The following is an 18,641-nucleotide window of genomic DNA, read 5'->3' on the forward strand; positions in this document are numbered from 1 at the left end:
CACACCCGTTCCCATACCGAACACGGAAGTTAAGCTCTTTAGCGCCGATGGTAGTTGGGGGCTTCCCCCTGTGAGAGTAGGACGTCGCTAGGCACAAAGTAGCCACTGAGAAATCAGTGGTTTTTTATTGTTTAAAAAACGCAGTATTAAACCCCTAAAAAATGTTAGAATTTAATTGAACAAATAAAGGGGTGTGTTGAAATGGCAACAGGGTTATATAGTGAAAATATTCAAATTGAGAAAGCAAAGCTACAAGCGTTTATTCAAAATAAGGAGCAATGGGCTGTACTAATACCCGGTTATTTACATCATGAATTTCCAAATGAACAAAATATGATTTGGGTATTTAAAGGGGACTTTGGCATTATCCAAAAAGCTGTAAAGGTTGAGCTTGAGGACAAGGAATCGAACCCTAATCAAGTTATGTTTGATTTGGTAGGCTTATCAGACCCGATAAACGGTGATGGTTATTTTGAAATTACACAAGATCAGGATGGTATATGTCAGTTAATAGGCAATTTAACAATGAAGGCAAGTGGTTTCTTAGCAGGGATGATGAATCCGGTTTTAGAGAAGTTTGTACCACAATTAGTTGAACAGCTAGTACAAGAGATGGCGGTAAAGGCTAGTATGTTGTAGAGAAATTAGAGTTAAGTACATTTTAAAATAGTTTTACTGTTAAACGTAGAATATCATGTAATATAAAAGAAAGTTGCTATTAGGTGCAATGATCCTTTTATGGTTCATCACCAAAAGTTGTGGATGACATTGTTAATACGTGTGCAGTTGATATAAGTTGATTGGAGTGAAGATTGGGCGACTCCTCTGGCATTAATGTCACAGAGAGTTCCTGCAGCGAAGTGGCTTATCGGACGCCCCGAAAAAGCGCCCAATCGGAAACGGAAATCACTTTATGATGAGGAGCTTTGGGGGAAAAGGAGGAACCATCATGGAACAATGGGTAGGTATCCAAACACTTATTTGGTTATTTCCTATTATGTTTATTCTTCATGATTTTGAAGAGATTATTATGGTTGAAAAGTGGCTAAATAAGAATTCTACTATTTTGTACGAAAGATTGCCGAAAAAAATTGCTGATCGAATTATGAAACAGTTTTCGATGTCGACAGCGCAGTTTGCGGTAGCAGTCATCGTAATATTCACGTTTGTAAGTAGTTCCACTTTTGTAGCAAATCAGTATGTGAATCATGGGCCATATGGAGAAATCTACTTTTTTACTGTTGTTACGCTAACCTACTTTCTACATGCGTTCACTCACCTTACACAGTCTATTTTTCTTCGTTCCATTACACCCGGTGCACTCACATCTTTGATAATCGTTATTCCATACAGTTTAGTTTTGTATCATTCGTTATTAGTCAATAAAGTCATAACATGGAACATTATTTTTGTATGCTTACCATTTTGTCTTTTATTGATACCTATTGCATTACTAGCACATTGGATCGGGAAAAAGGTTATATGAATTTCACTTTATTTATATCCAATCAGCAAATGTTTTCGTACCGTAAGTGTTATAATTAACTGAGAATATAACGGAAATGGGTGTATTGTTTTGCAAAAGAAAAGGCCGATTGTAGAAGGATTAGAGCGCTTTCGACAACAACAAAATATTTCCTTTCATGTCCCAGGGCATAAGCATGGAGCACTCTCCCATCTTCCTCAGCCATTTAAAGATGTAATGCGATATGACGTGACAGAATTATCAGGACTTGATGACTTACATCACCCAGAGGAAATGATATTAGAGGCGGAAAATTTGTTAGCAGATACATATGGGGCGATGAAAAGTTTCTTTTTAGTAGGGGGATCTACTATTGGAAACTTAGCGATGATTTATGCCACATGTAAAAAAGGGGATAAGATTATTGTCCAACGTAATGCACATAAGTCTATATTTCACGCAATAGAGCTTGTTGGAGCAAAACCTGTATTTGTTTCCCCGCTTTGGGATGAACGTACATTAACTGCAACACATGTTTCTTATAAAGATTTAAAAGATGCAGTTGATAATTATCCGGGGGCCCGTGCTGTCGTTTTAACGTATCCTACTTATTATGGTATGGCATCTCAAGAAATGCAGCAGCAGATTGCGTATTGTCATGAGAAGGGTATTCCTGTTTTAGTGGATGAAGCACATGGAGCCCATTTTAGTGCATGTACTTTATTTCAACCATCAGCATTGACATTTGGTGCAGATATAGTAGTACAATCTGCACATAAAACATTGCCTGCTATGACAATGGCATCCTTTATGCATGTTAATTCTGATTTAATCGATGTCGACAAAATAAATCACTATTTACGTATGTTACAATCTAGCAGCCCATCCTATCTTTTATTGGCTTCATTAGATGATGCACGCAATTATATACAGACATATATGGAGAGTGACGGTGCATATATAATAGAAAAAAGAGATCAATGGGTAGAGGCATTACAAGCTATTGGCTCTTTGGAAGTTATTGAGGTAGACGACCCTATAAAATTATTGTTACGTGTTAATGGCTATAGCGGTTTTCAATTACAAGAGGCATTAGAAGCAAAGCATGTATATGCAGAACTAGCAGATGCAAATCAAGTGTTGCTTGTGCTACCTTTATTGAAACAGGGACATAACTATCCATTTGCAGAAATACGTGTTCGTATTAAGGACGCTATAACATTGTTAGTAAGTACACCAAAGGCAGAAATAATAACAGCTTCACAAACAGCTTATAATTTTGTAGCTATTACGGAACCAGCCTACACATTTGATGAAATTGATAAGGCGGAAAAAGAATGGTTACCGTATATGCGAACAATAGGACATATCTCTGCTAATATGATTATTCCTTATCCACCAGGCATTCCATTGCTTGTTCCAGGAGAAAAAATAACAGTAGCAAAGCTAAGTCAGCTGGAGGAATTACTGGCTTGTGGTGCAACGTTCCAAGGAAATCACCGTTTAGAAGAAAAGATAATTGAGATCATTAAATAGTTGGAGGCAATAACAGCATGAATTGCAATTTATTTATTACATTTGAAGGTCCAGAGGGTGCCGGAAAAACAACAGTTATTCAAAAAATAGCCGAGCGACTTGCAGAGGAAAATATTGATGTATTAGCAACGAGAGAACCTGGTGGTATTGAAATTGCTGAGAAAATTAGGAGCATTATTTTAAACCCAGAACATACAGCTATGGATGAGCGTACAGAAGCATTATTATACGCAGCAGCAAGAAGTCAGCACTTTTTTGAAAAAGTACGACCTGCGTTGGATGCTAGTAAAACTGTTATTTGCGATCGATTTATCGATTCTTCATTAGCATATCAAGGATATGCGCGTGGTATCGGCGTTGATGAAGTATTATCTATTAATGAGTTTGCAATCGGTAAGATGTTACCTGATATGACAATATTATTTGACCTTGCACCAGAGGTTGGCTTGGCACGCATTCATGCTCATGGAGAGCGAGAAGTAAATCGCTTAGATGTTGAAAGTTTAGCTTTTCATAAGAAGGTTCGGGAAGGATATTTACAGTTAGTGGAGCGTTACCCTGAGCGTATACATGTCGTCAATGCGGATCAAAATATTGAGCGTGTTGTTGAAGATGTATGGTCATTAATATATGAAGCAATACAGTAAATGCATGAAGTTGTCTACCACAATGTGATATAATGGTAACATCTATAATCATTCAGCAAATGTTTTCTGCGCGAAAGCGAAGCGACAGCGACAAATGTTTTCTGCGCGAAAGCGAAGCGACAATAGCTGAATGCGGATATTGTTCCTATTCAGGAGATATCCAAACACCTACTGAAATAGAGGAACTCTGGCGTATACCATGGAATCGGAAAGGAGTACTTTGTGCAAGTACGAATCCGAATCCGAACACAATTATGCCTTGGCATAATTGAAAAGGTAATAAAGTTTATTTAGATGAATTTTATCAAAGGGGTGAGTGCGAATGAAGTTAGTCGTAGCTGTAGTGCAAGATCAGGATAGCAGCCGCTTATCGAATGCTTTAACGAAAAATCAGTTTCGTGCAACTAAGTTAGCAAGCACAGGAGGATTTTTACGCTCTGGAAATACGACGTTTCTTATTGGGACGGAAGACTCTCTCATACCCAAAGTTTTAGATATTATTCGTGATAATTGTCGAGCGCGAGAACAAATGGTTGCTCCTGTTTCGCCATTAGGCGGGAATACAGATTCCTATATACCGTATCCTGTAGAGGTAGAGGTAGGAGGAGCGACAGTTTTTGTATTACCAATTGAACAGTTTCATCATTTTTAAATCAATGCCACGTTAAATGAGAAATACAACACATTATATATATTTGATAGCAAGTGGGGGCGAACAGCTTGAAGATCAATCAAGATATACGTGTCGGGTTAAATACTAATCGTAAAGAGCCGCTGCATAACAATAATCAAAATAACCGATTTGGAGATATGGTCGTCAAGCAAGGAACCAAATTACAGACTGAACAGCTTACACGATTGCTAGGGGATATTTCTACAGCAGGTGATCGTGTTGCAAGATCACGTAATTTACGAGAACTTGCTCGTTTTAAAATGCTTGTTAAACGATTTCTACAAGAAACGGTAGAGCATGGTATGGATTTAAAGCAATCACATACTTGGAATCGTTTTGGTGAAGGAAGACGCTTGAAAATAATCGAAACTATTGATACGCGTCTTGTAGAACTTGCACAAGATATTTTAGATGAAGAAAAGGAAGCAATTGACCTTCTTGATAAAATCGGTGAGATTAAAGGCTTATTAATTAATTTGTATATGTAAAACCCGTGTCTCGTTCTCTTGTAGGCGCGGGCTTTTTTCGAATCTATTCAGCAGCCAAATTTATTTGTTGAATGACATAAAACCAATCTATCTGCTCTAAAGCCACAGATATTTCTGTACTAAAATTGAGCAATAGGAAACAATTATGCTAAAAGTGTAGTTTAGGAAGGAATTTAAATATATGGCCAAGAATGTTGAAGAGCTATTCACACTACAGCCAGTTGTAATGAAGCAGCTTCAAACGATTTTTGACAAAAATAGATTAGCGCATGCATACATTTTTGATGGCGAAAAAGGGACAGGCAAAGTAGATATTATGCAGTTTTTTGTCAAATTAATGCTATGTGAGCAACCAAAGCAAAATGTTCCATGTGAAACATGTCGAAATTGCAGACGTGTTGATTCGGGTAATCATCCAAATATTCATCAAATTTATCCAGAAGGTCAATTTATAAAAATTGATCAAATACGTGAATTAATTGCAGAAATGAAGATGATGGGTGTGGAAGAGGGACGTAAAATTTATGTACTTCATCATGCAGATCGTCTCAATATTGCATCTGCAAACATGATACTTAAATTTTTAGAGGAACCAGAGGGTGAAGTAACTGCAATTTTGTTAACGGAGCAAATGCAGTCAATTTTACCAACGATTCGTTCTCGCTGCCAGCACATTAAATTTCAAAAAATGCCTCGACACATATTGTTAAAGCATTTGCAAGATAACAACATTTCTTATTCGATGGCTTCTACAGTGAGCATGATGACGAACGAACTCGAAACAGCTATGATTTTAGCAAATGATGAGCAGTTTGCACATGCTCGAAAAACAGTGTTAAAATTAGTAGAGGCAATTCGCCAGAATGTACATGAGGCAATGCTTGTTGTACATGAAGAATGGTTGCCACTGTTTAAAGAAAAAGGCGAGATGGAGCAGGCATTAGATTTACTACTATTTGCTTACCGTGATATAGTGTCAATAAAAGCTAATCCCGAAGCAACTTGTACTTATCCAGACATGTTACAAACATTTAAAGAAGCTGCGCTACATTCGACTTATGAACGTCTATCAAGTCAAATGGAGTCAATTTTACAGGCACGTTCATCTTTACAACGTAACATGAATAGGACGTTAATGATGGAGCAGTTAATGCTAAATCTGCAGGAGGGATATACATTTGTATAATGTAGTGGGAGTCCGTTTTAAAAAAGCGGGTAAAATATATTACTTTGATCCAGCATCATATCTACTTGAGGACAGCCAATATGTCATTGTAGAGACAGCTCGCGGTGTAGAATATGGTAAAGTAGTTGTCCCCCAAAAGGTTGTTGGGGATAATGATGTTGTATTACCACTTAAACAAGTTCTACGACCAGCGGATGAACGTGATCGTATCCAAGTAGAGGAAAATGCAGCCGAATCAAAGCACGCATTTGAACTAGCAAGCGCAAAAATCATTGAGCATAATTTAGAAATGAAGCTCGTTGATGTTGAATATACATTTGATCGTAATAAAATCATCTTTTATTTTACGGCTGAAGGACGCGTTGATTTCAGAGATCTTGTAAAAGATTTAGCTTCAGTTTTTAGAACACGTATCGAACTTCGTCAAATTGGTGTTCGTGATGAGGCGAAGTTGTTAGGTGGAATTGGCCCTTGTGGCCGAATGCTTTGCTGCTCAACGTTTTTAGGAGATTTTGAGCCGGTTTCTATTAAAATGGCTAAAGATCAAAACTTATCTTTAAATCCATCCAAAATTTCAGGTCTTTGCGGTCGTTTAATGTGCTGCTTAAAGTATGAAAATGATGAGTATGAGGAAGCAAAAGAGGGCATGCCAGACGTTGGTGATATGACGATGACACCAGATGGCCGCGGTAAAGTTGTAGGTTTAAATGTACTAGAAAGACTCATTCAAGTATATTTACAAGAGCAGGAGCGCACAGTCGAGTATACATTAGAAGAACTGCTAGCATGCGAAAAAAATCTTATTTAAGATAGAGGATTGGACGAGGTGGCTTGGGTGAAGGACCGTAATTTCTTAGATACCGTTATGGAGTTCGAACAACAGCTCGAAGCAATGCAGGAGCAATTTAGTGCATTGAAACAATTTGTAGCGTTAATGATGGAGGAGCATAAGGCACTCGAAACAGAAAATCAACACCTTCGTACACGTCTAGAAGAACTACTTTCTAATGAAAACTCTGTACAAGCTTCTGATGAGAAGAAAGAGAATCCGTTAGATATTGGCGAAGGTTATGATAATCTAGCACGTTTATACCAAGAAGGCTTCCATGTTTGTCATGTTCATTTCGGAAGTTCCCGTAAAGGTGAAGACTGTCTGTTTTGTCTATCATTTTTAAATAAACAAAATGTGTAATAGAAGGCTGATTCCCACTATAGTGGTGTCAGTCTTTTGTTTTGTATAGTAGGAGGAAGAAAAATGGAAAATTGGTTGAAGGGTGATGAACGATTAGACTATTTATTAGCTGAGAATTTGCGTATTATTCAAAGTTCCTCCGTCTTTTCGTTTTCATTGGATGCAGTGCTACTTTCTAAATTTGTCAATGTCCCATATCATAAAGGGAAAATTGTTGATTTGTGCTCAGGCAATGGTGTTATCCCACTTTTTCTAAGCGCCAAAACGAAGGGACATATTACAGGAGTAGAAATTCAACCACGTTTATTTGATATGGCTGAGCGAAGTATCCGTTACAATAAGTTAGAAGAACAAATTCATATGGTCCTTGGTGATGTGAAGGAAATTCCTAAGGAGCTTGGTATTGAAAAATATGATGTTGTAACCTGTAATCCACCATATTTTTTAGGACATGAAGCTAGTGATAAAAATTTAAGTGAGCATTACGCTATTGCACGTCATGAACTATATTTAACGTTAGAGGAAGCAATACAATCAGCAAGCAAATTATTAAAGCAAGGCGGAAAGGCAGCTTTTGTTCATCGTCCTGGTCGGTTACTAGATATTGTTACGGCAATGCGCGCAAATCGTTTAGAGCCTAAACGTATGCAACTTATTTACCCAAAAGAAGGTAAGGAAGCCAATACACTATTAATAGAAGGAATTAAAGACGGTAAGCCCGATCTGAAAATATTACCGCCCTTGTATGTTTATAATGCGAATAATGAATATACAGCAGAAGTGAGAGAAATCCTTTATGGAAAAGAGCAATAGCCATTATTTTTATGTGTTAGAGTGTGCCGATCAATCCTTTTACGCTGGCTACACGAATAATGTAGACAGGCGTGTTGATGTGCATAATGCTGGTAAGGGAGCAAAATATACGAGAGCACGAGGTCCAGTGGAATGTATTTATGTAGAGGAATTCGATACAAAACAAGAAGCAATGCGTGCAGAATACGCTTTTAAACAGCTAACACGAAAGCAAAAAATGAAATATATAGGGAGGGATGACGCATGAAATCTCAGAAAAGTACAATGCACGGTCATACAGGTTGTTTATATTTAGTGGCAACGCCTATTGGTAACCTAGAGGATATGAGTGTACGTGCGTTACGTATTTTAAAGGAAGCAGATATTATTGCTGCCGAGGATACACGTAATACAAAGAAACTATGCAACTACTTTGATATAGAAACACCACTGATCAGCTATCATGAGCATAATTTAGAGGTAGGGGGGGAAAAGCTATTAGCCTTCTTACGTGAAGGAAAAACAGTCGCATTAGTTAGTGATGCTGGTCTACCTTGTATTTCCGATCCTGGTGCAGATATAGTCGAAAAAGCAATTGATCAAGACTTTCCAGTTGTGCCGGTACCAGGTCCCAATGCTGCAATATCAGCATTAATCGCTTCTGGATTAACACCGCAGCCATTTTTCTTTTATGGATTTTTAAATCGAGGAAAAAAGGATCGTCGACAGCAATTAGAGCAACTAAAAAAACGTCAGGAAACTATATTGTTTTATGAGGCTCCTCATCGTTTAAAGGACACTTTAAAAGATATGGAATCCATTCTTGGTAATCGTCGAATCGTATTAGCTCGTGAGTTAACTAAAAAATTCGAAGAGTTTTTACGTGGTACGTTGGCTGAAGCAGTGGAATGGTCACAAACAGAGGAAATTCGAGGGGAATTTTGTATTGTCCTTGAAGGAAACGAGAATGCCGTGGAAGAAATAAACGAAGAAGCCTATTGGATGACAATGTCTGTCGTTGAACATGTCGATTATATTATTAATGATACAGGCATTACATCAAAAGAAGCTATAAAGGAAGTAGCAAAACTACGTCAAGTAGCTAAGCGAGAAGTCTATAATGAATACCATAGTTAATGGAAAGAAAGAGGTTGCCTTAATAGGGCGACCTCTTTCTTTCCATTAACTATTGAAATGGAGGCTACTCACCAATAGTCTTCGGAATGATATTTGTTAAAACATGCCATGTGAGGCTGGGCGACTCCTTGGGGATTAGCAATAGAGGAGCGGAGGCTAAAACCATCACGTCCTGTGATAATGCCTTCGTGACCAACATCGTAATGGACGAGACCCTGGAGCGAGCAACACGAGTGATGTGGCTATCGGACGTCCCCAGGAAGCTTTGCTTTGCGCGAAAGTGATGCGTCAGTCACAAAAGCGTCAGCAACAAATGTTTTAACTGTGCGAAAGCGAAGCGTCAGCAACAACAAAACGCCTAGCCGGAACGGAAATCAACCCCACATTATTAGAGATGAGTCTATAAATCATATAAATTGATAATAATTGTAAAAAATAGTATCCTTATTCATAAAAGGTCTGACATGGACATTATAAGGGATTCAAAAATTGGGCATATTATAGTTATCTTCTATTGAATGAAGATAACGCCTGTGAACCCAATTAAGCCAAGGCGAAATTGATAAAAAAACACCTAAATCACAGTGCTTGATTTAGGTGAGTATATCAAATTATTTTTTTAAGTTAGATTGGATTTCTTTCACTAACATTTCTGCGCCTTCAGGGCTTAAAATTAATTTGCCTCCAACTAGACGGAAGTTATCATCAGAAACTTCACCAGTTACAGCACATGTCATGTTTGGCATATATTTTTTTAAGATGATTTTGTCATCATCCACATAGATTTCTAAAGCATCTTTTTCTGCAATACCTAATGTACGGCGAAGTTCGATAGGAATTACTACACGTCCTAATTCATCGACTTTACGAACGATTCCTGTTGATTTCATAATTATTTTTCCTCCTAATGTTAAAAAGTTATATTGGTATTTCGTCAAATTTCGACATAATTTCCTTGTCTGATAGTTATCATACCAAGTAATGCCATAAACGTCAATTAATTAATGCACTAAGATTATTGTTTTTAAAAAAATTTTTGAGGAGAAAACAGATATTTTGGTTATTTTAAAAGGTTTTTATTATATATTTTAATTTCTAGTAAAAAAGCTTCTCATTTAAGACATTAAATGGATTGATTCTATCATTCGACATTTTTCGCGTCCGGCATCGCCTTTGTGCTAGGTCAGTTAGCCGTTATCGCATGGATGCGATGGTTTTAGGCTAACTTCCTATATAAGAGCTCCTTTCCGATTCCGTGATATTCGCCGAGGCTTTAACTTCTCTGGAGCGAGTGTTTGGATACCCGCTGAAAGAAGTTGAAACGAATTTCGTACTTAGTTAGAATAGATAGTATACTGTGAAACAATGGAGGCAGTTCTTGTGAGCGAACAAAACAAAACATTCTATATAACAACCCCTATTTATTACCCAAGCGGGAAATTCCATATCGGTACAGCGTATACAACTGTAGCATCAGATACAATTGCACGTTATAAACGTTTACGTGGTTATGATGTACGTTTTTTAACTGGAATGGATGAGCATGGGCAAAAAATTCAAGAAAAAGCTGCAGAAGCGGGTAAACATCCCCAACAATACGTGAATGAAATTGCAGATGCTGCAAAAAAGCTTTGGGCATTAATGGACATTTCATACGATGACTTTATTCAAACGACGCAAGAGCGTCATACGAAAACTGTCGAAAAGATTTTCCAAAAGTTTTTAGATAATGGTGATATTTATAAAGGTGAGTATGAAGGGTCGTACTGTACACCATGTGAATCATTCTTTACTGAGACACAATTAGTAGAAGGTAACTGCCCAGACTGTGGTCGTCCAGTACACAAAGTTAAAGAGGAATCCTACTTCTTTAATATGAAGAAATACGCAGATCGTCTATTAGCTTATTATGAAGAAAACATTGATTTCATTGAGCCTGAATCTCGAAAAAATGAAATGATTAATAACTTCATTAAACCGGGGTTAGAAGATTTATCTGTATCAAGAACTTCATTTGATTGGGGCATCAAAGTTCCTGGAGATCCTAAACATGTCATTTATGTATGGGTAGATGCCTTAACTAACTATATCACGTCATTAGGTTATCTTTCAGAAGATGAAACATTATTCAATAAATATTGGCCGGCAGATGTACATGTAGTTGGTAAAGATATCGTTCGATTCCATACTATTTATTGGCCAATTTTCTTAATGGCACTAGATTTACCACTTCCGAAAAAAATATTTGCCCATGGTTTTATAATGATGAAAGACGGTAAAATGTCTAAATCAAAGGGCAATGTTATTTATCCTGAAATGTTAATAGAACGTTATGGGTTAGATGCGACACGATATTTCCTATTACGTGAGTTACCATTCGGATCTGATGGTGTATTTTCGCCAGAATCTTTTGTTGAACGTACAAACTTCGACTTAGCAAATGATTTAGGCAATTTATTGAATCGTACTATTTCAATGATAAATAAATATTTCGACGGCATGATTCCAACTGAAAGTCTTCAGTCGACAGAATTTGATGCGGCTTTAAAAGAACAAGCTGAATCGGTACGTATTAAATATGAAGAAAGTATGGAAAAAATGCAGTTTAGTGTCGTATTAGCAGATGTATGGACACTTGTTTCAAGAACGAATAAATATATAGATGAAACTCAACCGTGGGTACTAGCAAAAGAGGAATCAGATAAGCCAAAATTAGGAGCTGTTATGCGAAATTTGGCGGAGAGTTTACACCAAATTGCTGTCATGTTACAACCATTTATGACATCTACTCCCAAACGAATGATTGAACAATTAGGTTTGGATGACAAATTCTTAGCATGGGAAACAATTGAAACATTCGGCAATACTATTCCAGTAAACATTAAAGTGGTAGAAAAAGGTATTCCGATTTTCCCTCGTTTAGAGAGTGAAGTTGAAATTGCGTATATTCGTGAAGAAATGCGAGGCTCAGTGAAAACTCCACAAGTGGAAGAAACAAAAAATGAGCAAAAAGACGCAGAAGTTCCAGAAGTTCCTGAAATTACTATCGATGATTTTATGAAAGTTGATTTACGAGTAGCTACTGTAACAGCGTGTGAAACGATTCCGAAGGCAGACAAATTATTAAAGCTTCAAGTGGATCTTGGATATGAGCAACGACAAGTAGTTTCAGGTATTGCAAAGTTTTATTCTCCAGAAGAATTAATTGGTCAAAAAGTGATTGTAGTCACTAACTTAAAGCCGGTTAAATTACGCGGTGAATTATCACAAGGAATGATTCTAGCTGGTGAAAAAGATGGGATTTTAAAATTAGCATCGGTTGATCCGAAACTAGAGAACGGCGCAAAAGTAAAGTAATAAATTTTGAGGAAGGCCTGCTGAATGTAAAAAGTTCAGCAGGCTTTTAAAATCCGTTTCGAAAAGGAGTAGTTTATTATCTTGAAATAATTTATGCACACTATTCATTGGGTTTTTTTAGGTATATAGTAACAGGTGTGGTGTCTGAGGTTGTGAGTAATGTTATAAAACAAAATTGTTTGTAACATAATTGTAACACTGACGAAAAATATGAAATAATAATTTTTAATAAAATCTATGTTAGGAGAATGACGATGTTCATTGATACACATGTACACTTAAATGCAGATCAGTATGAAGAAGACTTACAAGAGGTTATAGATAGAGCTCTTGAAGCCAAAGTAGAAACAATGGTTGTTGTTGGTTTCGACCGCAAAACTATAGAAAAAACAATGCAACTGGTTGAACAGTATGATTTTGTTTATGGTGTCATTGGTTGGCACCCTGTTGACGCCATTGATTGTACAGAAGAGGATTTAAACTGGATTGAGGAATTGGCAGCACATCCGAAAATAGTAGGTATTGGTGAAACTGGATTGGATTACTATTGGGATAAATCCCCGAAAGATGTTCAACAAGCGCTTTTCCGCAAGCAAATTCATTTAGCGCAAAAGCTGAATTTACCAATTATTATTCATAACAGGGATGCTACTGGAGATGTTGTACAAATTTTACGTGAAGAAAACGCGGCTTCCGTGGGAGGCGTTATGCATTGTTATAGTGGCAGTGTGGAAACCGCACAAGAATGTATTGCTATGAATTTTATGATTAGTCTTGGTGGGCCGGTGACATTTAAAAATGCACGAATGCCGAAAGAAGTGGCGACAGAAATACCTTTAGAACATTTGATGATTGAAACTGATGCACCGTATTTAGCACCTCACCCATACCGAGGAAAACGTAATGAGCCAGCTTTAGTGCCATTAGTTGCAGAAGAAATTGCCCGTTTAAAAGGATTAACAATTGAGGAAATTGCACAAGTAACGACAGCCAATGCGAAAATTTTTTTTAGGATTGACAATTAACTAGCTGAGATGCCTCCAATACTGGGTTTGTGGTTGGCTAAAAAGGTAATGTCAATTTTCTTTGAAATACATTCGGGTTGACAGTGCCAAATCTAGTACGTATAATCCAACTTTGTATTAAGGAGGCGTTTTTTCATGTCAAATAATTCCATGAAAAACTTGTTCTTAGGATCATTGAGGAGTAAGCAAACAGTGATAAGCATTATTTCACTTGTCCTGTTTGTATCTGTAATTTCATTTGTACTTTATCAAGGTACTAAAAAGTCCGTAACGCTTGATGCGAACGGAGAAACAATCGAAGTAACAACACATGCCAAAACTGTAGAACAATTATTACAAGATCAAAATATAGACATAGCAGAGCATGACAAAATATCACCCTCTCTGAACACCAAAATTGTTAATGGATTAGCAATTTCATGGGAACAGGCAAAAGAAATAACTATTTCAGTTGATGGAAATCAGTCAAAAGTTTGGACAACTGAAACACAAGTGAAAGACATTTTGAAAGAAGCAAATATTGAAGTATCAGAGCATGACTCATTAGTACAAAGTCTAGATACAGAAATAGGAGCAGACAACAAGATTGATATTCAAAAGGCGTTTCAAGTATCGCTTGTCGATGGCGTAAACAAGAGACAAGTATGGTCCACTTCGACTACGGTCGCTAACTTTTTAAAACAACAAGGAATTCAACTAAATGAATTCGATCGTGTCGAGAATAACCTGAAGGACGTAATCACTCCGCAGAGTAAAATCACAGTAGTTCGCGTAGAAAAGGTTATCGATGTAGTGGAAGAATCTTTAGATTTCGCAATTGAAAAGAAGCAGGATGCTTCATTGCAAAAAGGAAAACAAAAAGTTGTAACAGCAGGCCAAAAAGGATTAATGACTAAAACGTTTGAAGTTGTGAAAGAGAATGGCCAAGTTGTAGCTAAAAATTTACAATCAGAAAAAGTTGTAAAAGAATCGCAAAAGCAAGTGGTTGCAGTAGGTACTAAAACTGTAGTAGCTAGTGCTGCGACTGTATCACGTGGTTCATCAGAGCCAGCTAGTGGTAAAGAATTTTATGTAACGGCAACCGCTTATACACCTAATTGTAACGGCTGCTCGGGGATATCTGCCACTGGAATTAATTTAAAATCAGGATCGGGGTTGAAAGTAATAGCTGTAGACCCTTCTGTTATAAAGCTTGGTTCAAAAGTTTGGGTTGAAGGCTATGGAACAGCTATTGCAGGAGATACTGGTGGTGCAATTAAGGGTAATCGGATCGACATACTTGTACAATCTGAATCCCAAGCTAGTAATTGGGGAGTAAGGAAAGTGCGTGTAAAAGTATTAAATTAAAAAAATTGTAAAATTAATCAAAAATGTTTTTCGCTATTATTAGCTTTCCTGTTTTGACTGGCGGGAAAGCTTTTTTATTTTTTTCCGTAATTTGTTTTGGAGAATCACCGATAGCAAAATTAGGGGGGGAATATTATAAAGGTGAATAGCCGTGTATTTCTGTACAATCGTACAGGGCAGTTGTAAAATGGTCTGAAGATAAGGTAGAAAAGAGGAGCCTTTTTGCAAATAAAAGAAATCATTGTTGTTGAAGGAAAAGATGATACAACAGCTATTAAGCGAGCTGTACAAGCAGATACTATAGAAACGAATGGATCGGCTATTTCAGAGGAAACACTGAAGAGAATTCAACATGCACAGGATAAAAGAGGTGTTATTGTTTTTACTGATCCAGATTATCCAGGACGTCGAATTCGTTCCATTATCGAGGAGCATGTAAAAGGTGTAAAACACGCTTTTTTACCGAAAGCCAAAACAATTGCGAAAAACGGTAAAGGACTAGGCATTGAGCATGCAGCAGATGAAGATATACGTGAGGCGCTGCAACATGTCTATACCCCAAATGAGGTTGAATCAACCACAGATGATATCACTCTCGAAGATTTAATGACGGCACATTTAATTGGCCATCCACGGGCGAAGACTCGACGTGATCGTCTTGGAGAAATTTTGAATATCGGTGCAACAAACGGCAAACAGCTTCATAAAAGATTGAAAATGTTTCAAATTACAGAAAAGCAATTTGGTGCGGCAATCGCACAGTTAGATCAGGAGGAAAACGATGCATAAGGATATTGCAACACCAATTAGAACACAGGAAATTTTAAAAAAATATGGATTTTCATTTAAAAAAAGCTTAGGTCAAAATTTTTTAATAGATCCGAACATTTTACGAAATATTGTTAGTCATGCAAATTTAACTGAAAATAGTGGTGCAATCGAAGTTGGTCCTGGCATTGGAGCATTAACAGAGCATTTAGCAAGAAGTGCAAAAAAGGTTGTATCTTTTGAAATTGATCAGCGATTATTACCTGTATTAGAAGATACACTTAGCCCATATAATAATGTAACTATTGTACATTCAGATGTTTTAAAGGCGGATGTTGCTAAAGTGATTCAGGAAGAGATGCCGGGTATTGAGGATATTATGGTTGTAGCGAATTTACCTTATTATGTGACGACACCGATTTTAATGAAATTACTCAATGACCGTTTGCCGATTCGCGGTTTCGTTGTCATGATGCAAAAGGAAGTTGCAGATCGTATTACAGCTAAGCCAGGAACGAAGGAGTACGGTTCTTTATCAATTGCGATTCAATATTATGTAAAGGCGGATATTGCCATGACGGTACCGAAAACTGTTTTTATGCCGCAACCAAACGTGGATTCTGCAGTGATCCGTCTTATTAAGCATGATGAACCTCCAGTAAACGTAATTGATGAGGATTTTTTATTCGTTGTTACTCGTGCGTCGTTTGTACAACGACGAAAAACGATCTTCAATAATTTACAATCAGGTTTACCAAATGGGAAGGTACACAAAGAAAAAATTATGGATGCTTTAAAAGCGGTAAATATTGAACCGACACGTCGGGGAGAGACCTTAACCATTCAAGAGTTTGGAAAATTAGCCGATGCACTATACCCTACATTTGCAAAGTAAAAAAATTTTGTTAACATTTTTGGGTATAAGTAAAAAAAACATGCCCTTTTTATGAAAAATAAGTTGACAAAATTTATTAGAGGCTGATAAAATATTATATTTTGTTGACATTTTTGGGCGAATCGCTTATACTATTTATTAGTGAGGTGTAAGCGAAAATGCCAAAAACTTTAGCGGACATTAAAAAGTCGTTGGATTGTCATTTGGGTAAACGTTTGCAGTTAAGAGCAAACGGAGGTCGCAAGAAAACGGTCGAGTGTGCAGGGGTATTGCGTGAGACATATCGCGCTATCTTTGTAGTTGAGCTTGATCAAGAAGACAATGCGTGCAAACGCGTATCGTATAGCTACACAGATATTTTAACTGAGGCAGTAGAGATTACATTTTTAGACGAAGCAAAAGCTGCTATCGCAAAATAGTTTCTAGTACTTTTTCTATATTTTGAAACACTCATGTAAAAACTACATGAGTGTTTTGCTTTTTCTGGGGCATACTAAAATCGTCAGTTGTTAAGGAGGAGTTTATATGCCTAGAAAAGGTATCATGTCACCTCGTTTAAAGGAAGAGATCGCTAAAGAGCTTGGATTTTATGATGTTGTGCAACGAGAAGGCTGGGGCGGCATAAAAGCTCGAGACGCCGGTAATATGGTCAAACGTGCCATCGAAATGGCTGAAAGAGCAAGTAGTGAGCAAGAGCATAATAAGTAGCCTCTTTGTGAAAATAGACCACTTATTATTTTGAAACTTCAATTACAGGATGAAAACTTCCTGTATACACAACAACACGACTGACGAAAGAGAACCGTTACACCAAATAGGGGTATACGGTTCTTTTTTTCCATTTTCACATTCCCATTATGGTAAAATAAAATGAATAATCTTGTGAAAGATGAATGAAAGTTTATCTTCATTCAGAAAATGTTTTATATAGCGAAGTGAACGCCAGTTACTGATGTTTTGTAACAGTTACAGAAGACTCCTACATCTAAAGGCAGAAGGAAGTGTAATTTTTATTCAGGGTGTATTAAAATATCAAACTGAATGATCTGTCAGATGTTACGGTTTTAAAGGACAAGCTAGGAGGTTAGCCTTAACTCTCCATGCGTGCGATAAGGCTTACTAACCTGCAATTTAAAATTAGGAGCATTGTTTATCTGTGCGAGGCGAAGTGTCAGCAAATTGCGCTAATGCGTAATTGATAAGTGTAGCTATAAGGAGGAAGAAAGATGCTTTATGTAAAGGCGCCTGCAAAAATAAATTTAACATTAGATGTGCTTTATAAAAGACCAGATAATTTCCATGAGGTAGAGATGGTCATGACAACTGTGGATTTAGCAGATCGTATTTGCCTAGAATCTCGAGAAGATGGCGTAATTGAAATAATTTCTACTGATAATTTCGTGCCAAATGATCACCGGAATTTTGCTTATCAGGCAGCGCGTCTAGTTAAAGATACATACGGCATTGGACAAGGTGTATCCATTACTATAGAAAAAGAAATACCGATCGCAGCAGGATTAGCAGGTGGCAGTAGCGATGCAGCTGCTACACTAAAGGGTTTAAATGAGCTGTGGAATTTAGGATTATCTATAGATGAGTTAGCGGAATTAGGTGCGAAAATTGGTTCGGATGTTTCATTTTGTGTCTATGGTGGCACAGCATTAGCAACGGGGCGTGGAGAAAAAATTCAGGAATTGCCTGCACCACCAAATTGTTGGGTAGTCTTAGCTAAACCTAAAATAGGTGTCTCTACTGCAGAAGTGTATGGAGGATTAAAGGTTGAAGGGTTAGAACATCCAAATACGAAGCAAATGATTCATGCTATTGAAACGGAAGATTATGACCTACTCTGTGCATCATTAGGGAATGTTTTGGAAACTGTAACTTTTAAGCTACATCCAGAAGTAGTAATGTTAAAGGAACAAATGAGGCGCTTTGGCGCAGATGCAACATTAATGAGTGGAAGCGGTCCGACGGTGTTTGGTTTAGTGGATAGTGAAGCTCGAGTGAGCCGAATTTATAATGGTTTACGTGGTTTTTGTGAAGAAGTATATGCCGTTCGGATTTTGGGCGAGCGAAATACACTTGCTTAAAACCGCAAATTTATGTTAATTTTACCTATAAATATTCGTG

21 protein-coding genes and 1 rRNA gene are annotated in these 18,641 nt (G+C 37.2%); 21 read left to right on the plus strand and 1 reads right to left on the minus strand.

The features are described 5' to 3' along the window. The 13 genes from rrf to rsmI form a co-directional block, all read left to right on the plus strand. Positions 1 to 93: ribosomal RNA gene (gene rrf / locus ACIQZA_RS23350) — 5S ribosomal RNA — on the plus strand; the annotation flags it as partial. 108 nt (positions 94 to 201) lie between these two features. Next, entirely contained in the window at positions 202 to 639 is a 438-nt protein-coding gene (locus tag ACIQZA_RS23355) for an SRPBCC domain-containing protein (RefSeq protein WP_402884245.1), read from the plus strand. A gap of 310 nt (positions 640 to 949) precedes the next feature. Beyond that, complete coding sequence (locus ACIQZA_RS23360) at positions 950 to 1,486, plus strand: HXXEE domain-containing protein (protein WP_400941279.1); 537 nt, start codon at positions 950 to 952, stop codon at positions 1,484 to 1,486. Positions 1,487 to 1,576: 90 nt separating this feature from the next. Further along, entirely contained in the window at positions 1,577 to 3,001 is a 1,425-nt protein-coding gene (locus ACIQZA_RS23365) for an aminotransferase class I/II-fold pyridoxal phosphate-dependent enzyme (RefSeq protein ID WP_400941281.1), read from the plus strand. A gap of 17 nt (positions 3,002 to 3,018) precedes the next feature. Further along, positions 3,019 to 3,648 carry a dTMP kinase gene (gene tmk / locus ACIQZA_RS23370; protein ID WP_400941283.1) on the plus strand — a complete coding sequence of 210 codons (630 nt, stop codon included), beginning with the start codon at positions 3,019 to 3,021 and terminating at the stop codon, positions 3,646 to 3,648. Between the two features lie 322 nt (positions 3,649 to 3,970). Continuing rightward, positions 3,971 to 4,300 (plus strand): cyclic-di-AMP receptor, encoded by a 330-nt coding sequence (locus ACIQZA_RS23375; protein WP_049667342.1) that lies wholly within the window; start codon positions 3,971 to 3,973, stop codon positions 4,298 to 4,300. Positions 4,301 to 4,368: 68 nt separating this feature from the next. After that, positions 4,369 to 4,809: a YaaR family protein gene (locus ACIQZA_RS23380; RefSeq protein ID WP_132364275.1), complete on the plus strand. Its 441-nt coding sequence runs from the start codon at positions 4,369 to 4,371 to the stop codon at positions 4,807 to 4,809. Positions 4,810 to 4,990: 181 nt separating this feature from the next. Next, entirely contained in the window at positions 4,991 to 5,995 is a 1,005-nt protein-coding gene (gene holB / locus ACIQZA_RS23385; protein WP_402884244.1) for a DNA polymerase III subunit delta', read from the plus strand. After that, on the plus strand, positions 5,988 to 6,803 hold the full coding sequence (locus ACIQZA_RS23390; RefSeq protein ID WP_132364280.1) for a PSP1 domain-containing protein: 816 nt from the start codon (positions 5,988 to 5,990) through the stop codon (positions 6,801 to 6,803). Before holB ends, ACIQZA_RS23390 begins: the two co-directional genes overlap by 8 nt. A gap of 27 nt (positions 6,804 to 6,830) precedes the next feature. Next, the gene (gene yabA, locus ACIQZA_RS23395; RefSeq protein ID WP_402884243.1) at positions 6,831 to 7,187 is read left to right on the plus strand and encodes a DNA replication initiation control protein YabA; all 357 of its coding nucleotides are present in this window, start codon (positions 6,831 to 6,833) and stop codon (positions 7,185 to 7,187) included. Between the two features lie 63 nt (positions 7,188 to 7,250). Continuing rightward, positions 7,251 to 8,000: a tRNA1(Val) (adenine(37)-N6)-methyltransferase gene (locus ACIQZA_RS23400; protein ID WP_402884241.1), complete on the plus strand. Its 750-nt coding sequence runs from the start codon at positions 7,251 to 7,253 to the stop codon at positions 7,998 to 8,000. Then, complete coding sequence (locus ACIQZA_RS23405; RefSeq protein WP_142510476.1) at positions 7,984 to 8,247, plus strand: GIY-YIG nuclease family protein; 264 nt, start codon at positions 7,984 to 7,986, stop codon at positions 8,245 to 8,247. The genes ACIQZA_RS23400 and ACIQZA_RS23405 overlap by 17 nt, the downstream gene beginning before the upstream one ends. Then, positions 8,244 to 9,116 (plus strand): 16S rRNA (cytidine(1402)-2'-O)-methyltransferase, encoded by an 873-nt coding sequence (rsmI, locus tag ACIQZA_RS23410; RefSeq protein ID WP_402884239.1) that lies wholly within the window; start codon positions 8,244 to 8,246, stop codon positions 9,114 to 9,116. Before ACIQZA_RS23405 ends, rsmI begins: the two co-directional genes overlap by 4 nt. A 611-nt stretch (positions 9,117 to 9,727) precedes the next feature. Here rsmI and ACIQZA_RS23415 read toward each other — a convergent pair. Continuing rightward, the gene (locus tag ACIQZA_RS23415; protein ID WP_004229214.1) at positions 9,728 to 10,006 is read right to left on the minus strand and encodes a transition state genes transcriptional regulator AbrB; all 279 of its coding nucleotides are present in this window, start codon (positions 10,004 to 10,006) and stop codon (positions 9,728 to 9,730) included. Between the two features lie 490 nt (positions 10,007 to 10,496). On the opposite strand from ACIQZA_RS23415, the gene metG reads away from it, so the two are divergent. The 8 genes from metG (at position 10,497) to ispE (ending at position 18,601) form a co-directional block, all read left to right on the plus strand. Next, entirely contained in the window at positions 10,497 to 12,473 is a 1,977-nt protein-coding gene (metG, locus tag ACIQZA_RS23420) for a methionine--tRNA ligase (protein ID WP_402884237.1), read from the plus strand. Positions 12,474 to 12,727: 254 nt separating this feature from the next. After that, positions 12,728 to 13,498, plus strand: a complete 771-nt coding sequence (locus ACIQZA_RS23425) for a TatD family hydrolase (protein WP_400941299.1) — start codon at positions 12,728 to 12,730, stop codon at positions 13,496 to 13,498. A 135-nt stretch (positions 13,499 to 13,633) separates the two neighbouring features. Beyond that, complete coding sequence (locus ACIQZA_RS23430; protein WP_400941302.1) at positions 13,634 to 14,845, plus strand: resuscitation-promoting factor; 1,212 nt, start codon at positions 13,634 to 13,636, stop codon at positions 14,843 to 14,845. Between the two features lie 222 nt (positions 14,846 to 15,067). Next, entirely contained in the window at positions 15,068 to 15,634 is a 567-nt protein-coding gene (rnmV, locus tag ACIQZA_RS23435) for a ribonuclease M5 (RefSeq protein ID WP_402884235.1), read from the plus strand. After that, a complete protein-coding gene (gene rsmA / locus ACIQZA_RS23440) occupies positions 15,627 to 16,508 on the plus strand; it encodes a 16S rRNA (adenine(1518)-N(6)/adenine(1519)-N(6))-dimethyltransferase RsmA (RefSeq protein WP_323657047.1) in 882 nt (293 codons plus the stop codon). The genes rnmV and rsmA overlap by 8 nt, the downstream gene beginning before the upstream one ends. Positions 16,509 to 16,666: 158 nt before the next feature. Continuing rightward, positions 16,667 to 16,927, plus strand: a complete 261-nt coding sequence (gene veg / locus ACIQZA_RS23445) for a biofilm formation stimulator Veg (RefSeq protein ID WP_142510483.1) — start codon at positions 16,667 to 16,669, stop codon at positions 16,925 to 16,927. A 106-nt stretch (positions 16,928 to 17,033) separates the two neighbouring features. Beyond that, positions 17,034 to 17,216, plus strand: coding sequence for a small, acid-soluble spore protein, alpha/beta type (locus tag ACIQZA_RS23450; protein ID WP_053594103.1), 183 nt, complete (start codon positions 17,034 to 17,036; stop codon positions 17,214 to 17,216). Positions 17,217 to 17,734: 518 nt separating this feature from the next. Beyond that, on the plus strand, positions 17,735 to 18,601 hold the full coding sequence (gene ispE, locus ACIQZA_RS23455; protein WP_248717603.1) for a 4-(cytidine 5'-diphospho)-2-C-methyl-D-erythritol kinase: 867 nt from the start codon (positions 17,735 to 17,737) through the stop codon (positions 18,599 to 18,601). Positions 18,602 to 18,641 lie beyond the last annotated feature (40 nt).

The organism is Lysinibacillus sp. NPDC096382 (genome assembly GCF_044762845.1).
Taxonomy (GTDB): domain Bacteria; phylum Bacillota; class Bacilli; order Bacillales_A; family Planococcaceae; genus Lysinibacillus.

What these genes read in the sequence shown, in the direction of transcription:
- ACIQZA_RS23355 (WP_402884245.1), top strand. Translation starts at nt 202, where the DNA reads ATGGCAACAGGGTTATATAGTGAAAATATTCAAATTGAGAAAGCAAAG.
- ACIQZA_RS23360 (WP_400941279.1), top strand. Translation starts at nt 950, where the DNA reads ATGGAACAATGGGTAGGTATCCAAACACTTATTTGGTTATTTCCTATT.
- tmk (WP_400941283.1), top strand. Translation starts at nt 3,019, where the DNA reads ATGAATTGCAATTTATTTATTACATTTGAAGGTCCAGAGGGTGCCGGA.
- ACIQZA_RS23375 (WP_049667342.1), top strand. Translation starts at nt 3,971, where the DNA reads ATGAAGTTAGTCGTAGCTGTAGTGCAAGATCAGGATAGCAGCCGCTTA.
- holB (WP_402884244.1), top strand. Translation starts at nt 4,991, where the DNA reads ATGGCCAAGAATGTTGAAGAGCTATTCACACTACAGCCAGTTGTAATG.
- ACIQZA_RS23400 (WP_402884241.1), top strand. Translation starts at nt 7,251, where the DNA reads ATGGAAAATTGGTTGAAGGGTGATGAACGATTAGACTATTTATTAGCT.
- ACIQZA_RS23405 (WP_142510476.1), top strand. Translation starts at nt 7,984, where the DNA reads ATGGAAAAGAGCAATAGCCATTATTTTTATGTGTTAGAGTGTGCCGAT.
- rsmI (WP_402884239.1), top strand. Translation starts at nt 8,244, where the DNA reads ATGAAATCTCAGAAAAGTACAATGCACGGTCATACAGGTTGTTTATAT.
- ACIQZA_RS23415 (WP_004229214.1), bottom strand. Translation starts at nt 10,006, where the DNA reads ATGAAATCAACAGGAATCGTTCGTAAAGTCGATGAATTAGGACGTGTA.
- ACIQZA_RS23425 (WP_400941299.1), top strand. Translation starts at nt 12,728, where the DNA reads ATGTTCATTGATACACATGTACACTTAAATGCAGATCAGTATGAAGAA.
- ACIQZA_RS23430 (WP_400941302.1), top strand. Translation starts at nt 13,634, where the DNA reads ATGTCAAATAATTCCATGAAAAACTTGTTCTTAGGATCATTGAGGAGT.
- rsmA (WP_323657047.1), top strand. Translation starts at nt 15,627, where the DNA reads ATGCATAAGGATATTGCAACACCAATTAGAACACAGGAAATTTTAAAA.
- veg (WP_142510483.1), top strand. Translation starts at nt 16,667, where the DNA reads ATGCCAAAAACTTTAGCGGACATTAAAAAGTCGTTGGATTGTCATTTG.
- ACIQZA_RS23450 (WP_053594103.1), top strand. Translation starts at nt 17,034, where the DNA reads ATGCCTAGAAAAGGTATCATGTCACCTCGTTTAAAGGAAGAGATCGCT.
- ispE (WP_248717603.1), top strand. Translation starts at nt 17,735, where the DNA reads ATGCTTTATGTAAAGGCGCCTGCAAAAATAAATTTAACATTAGATGTG.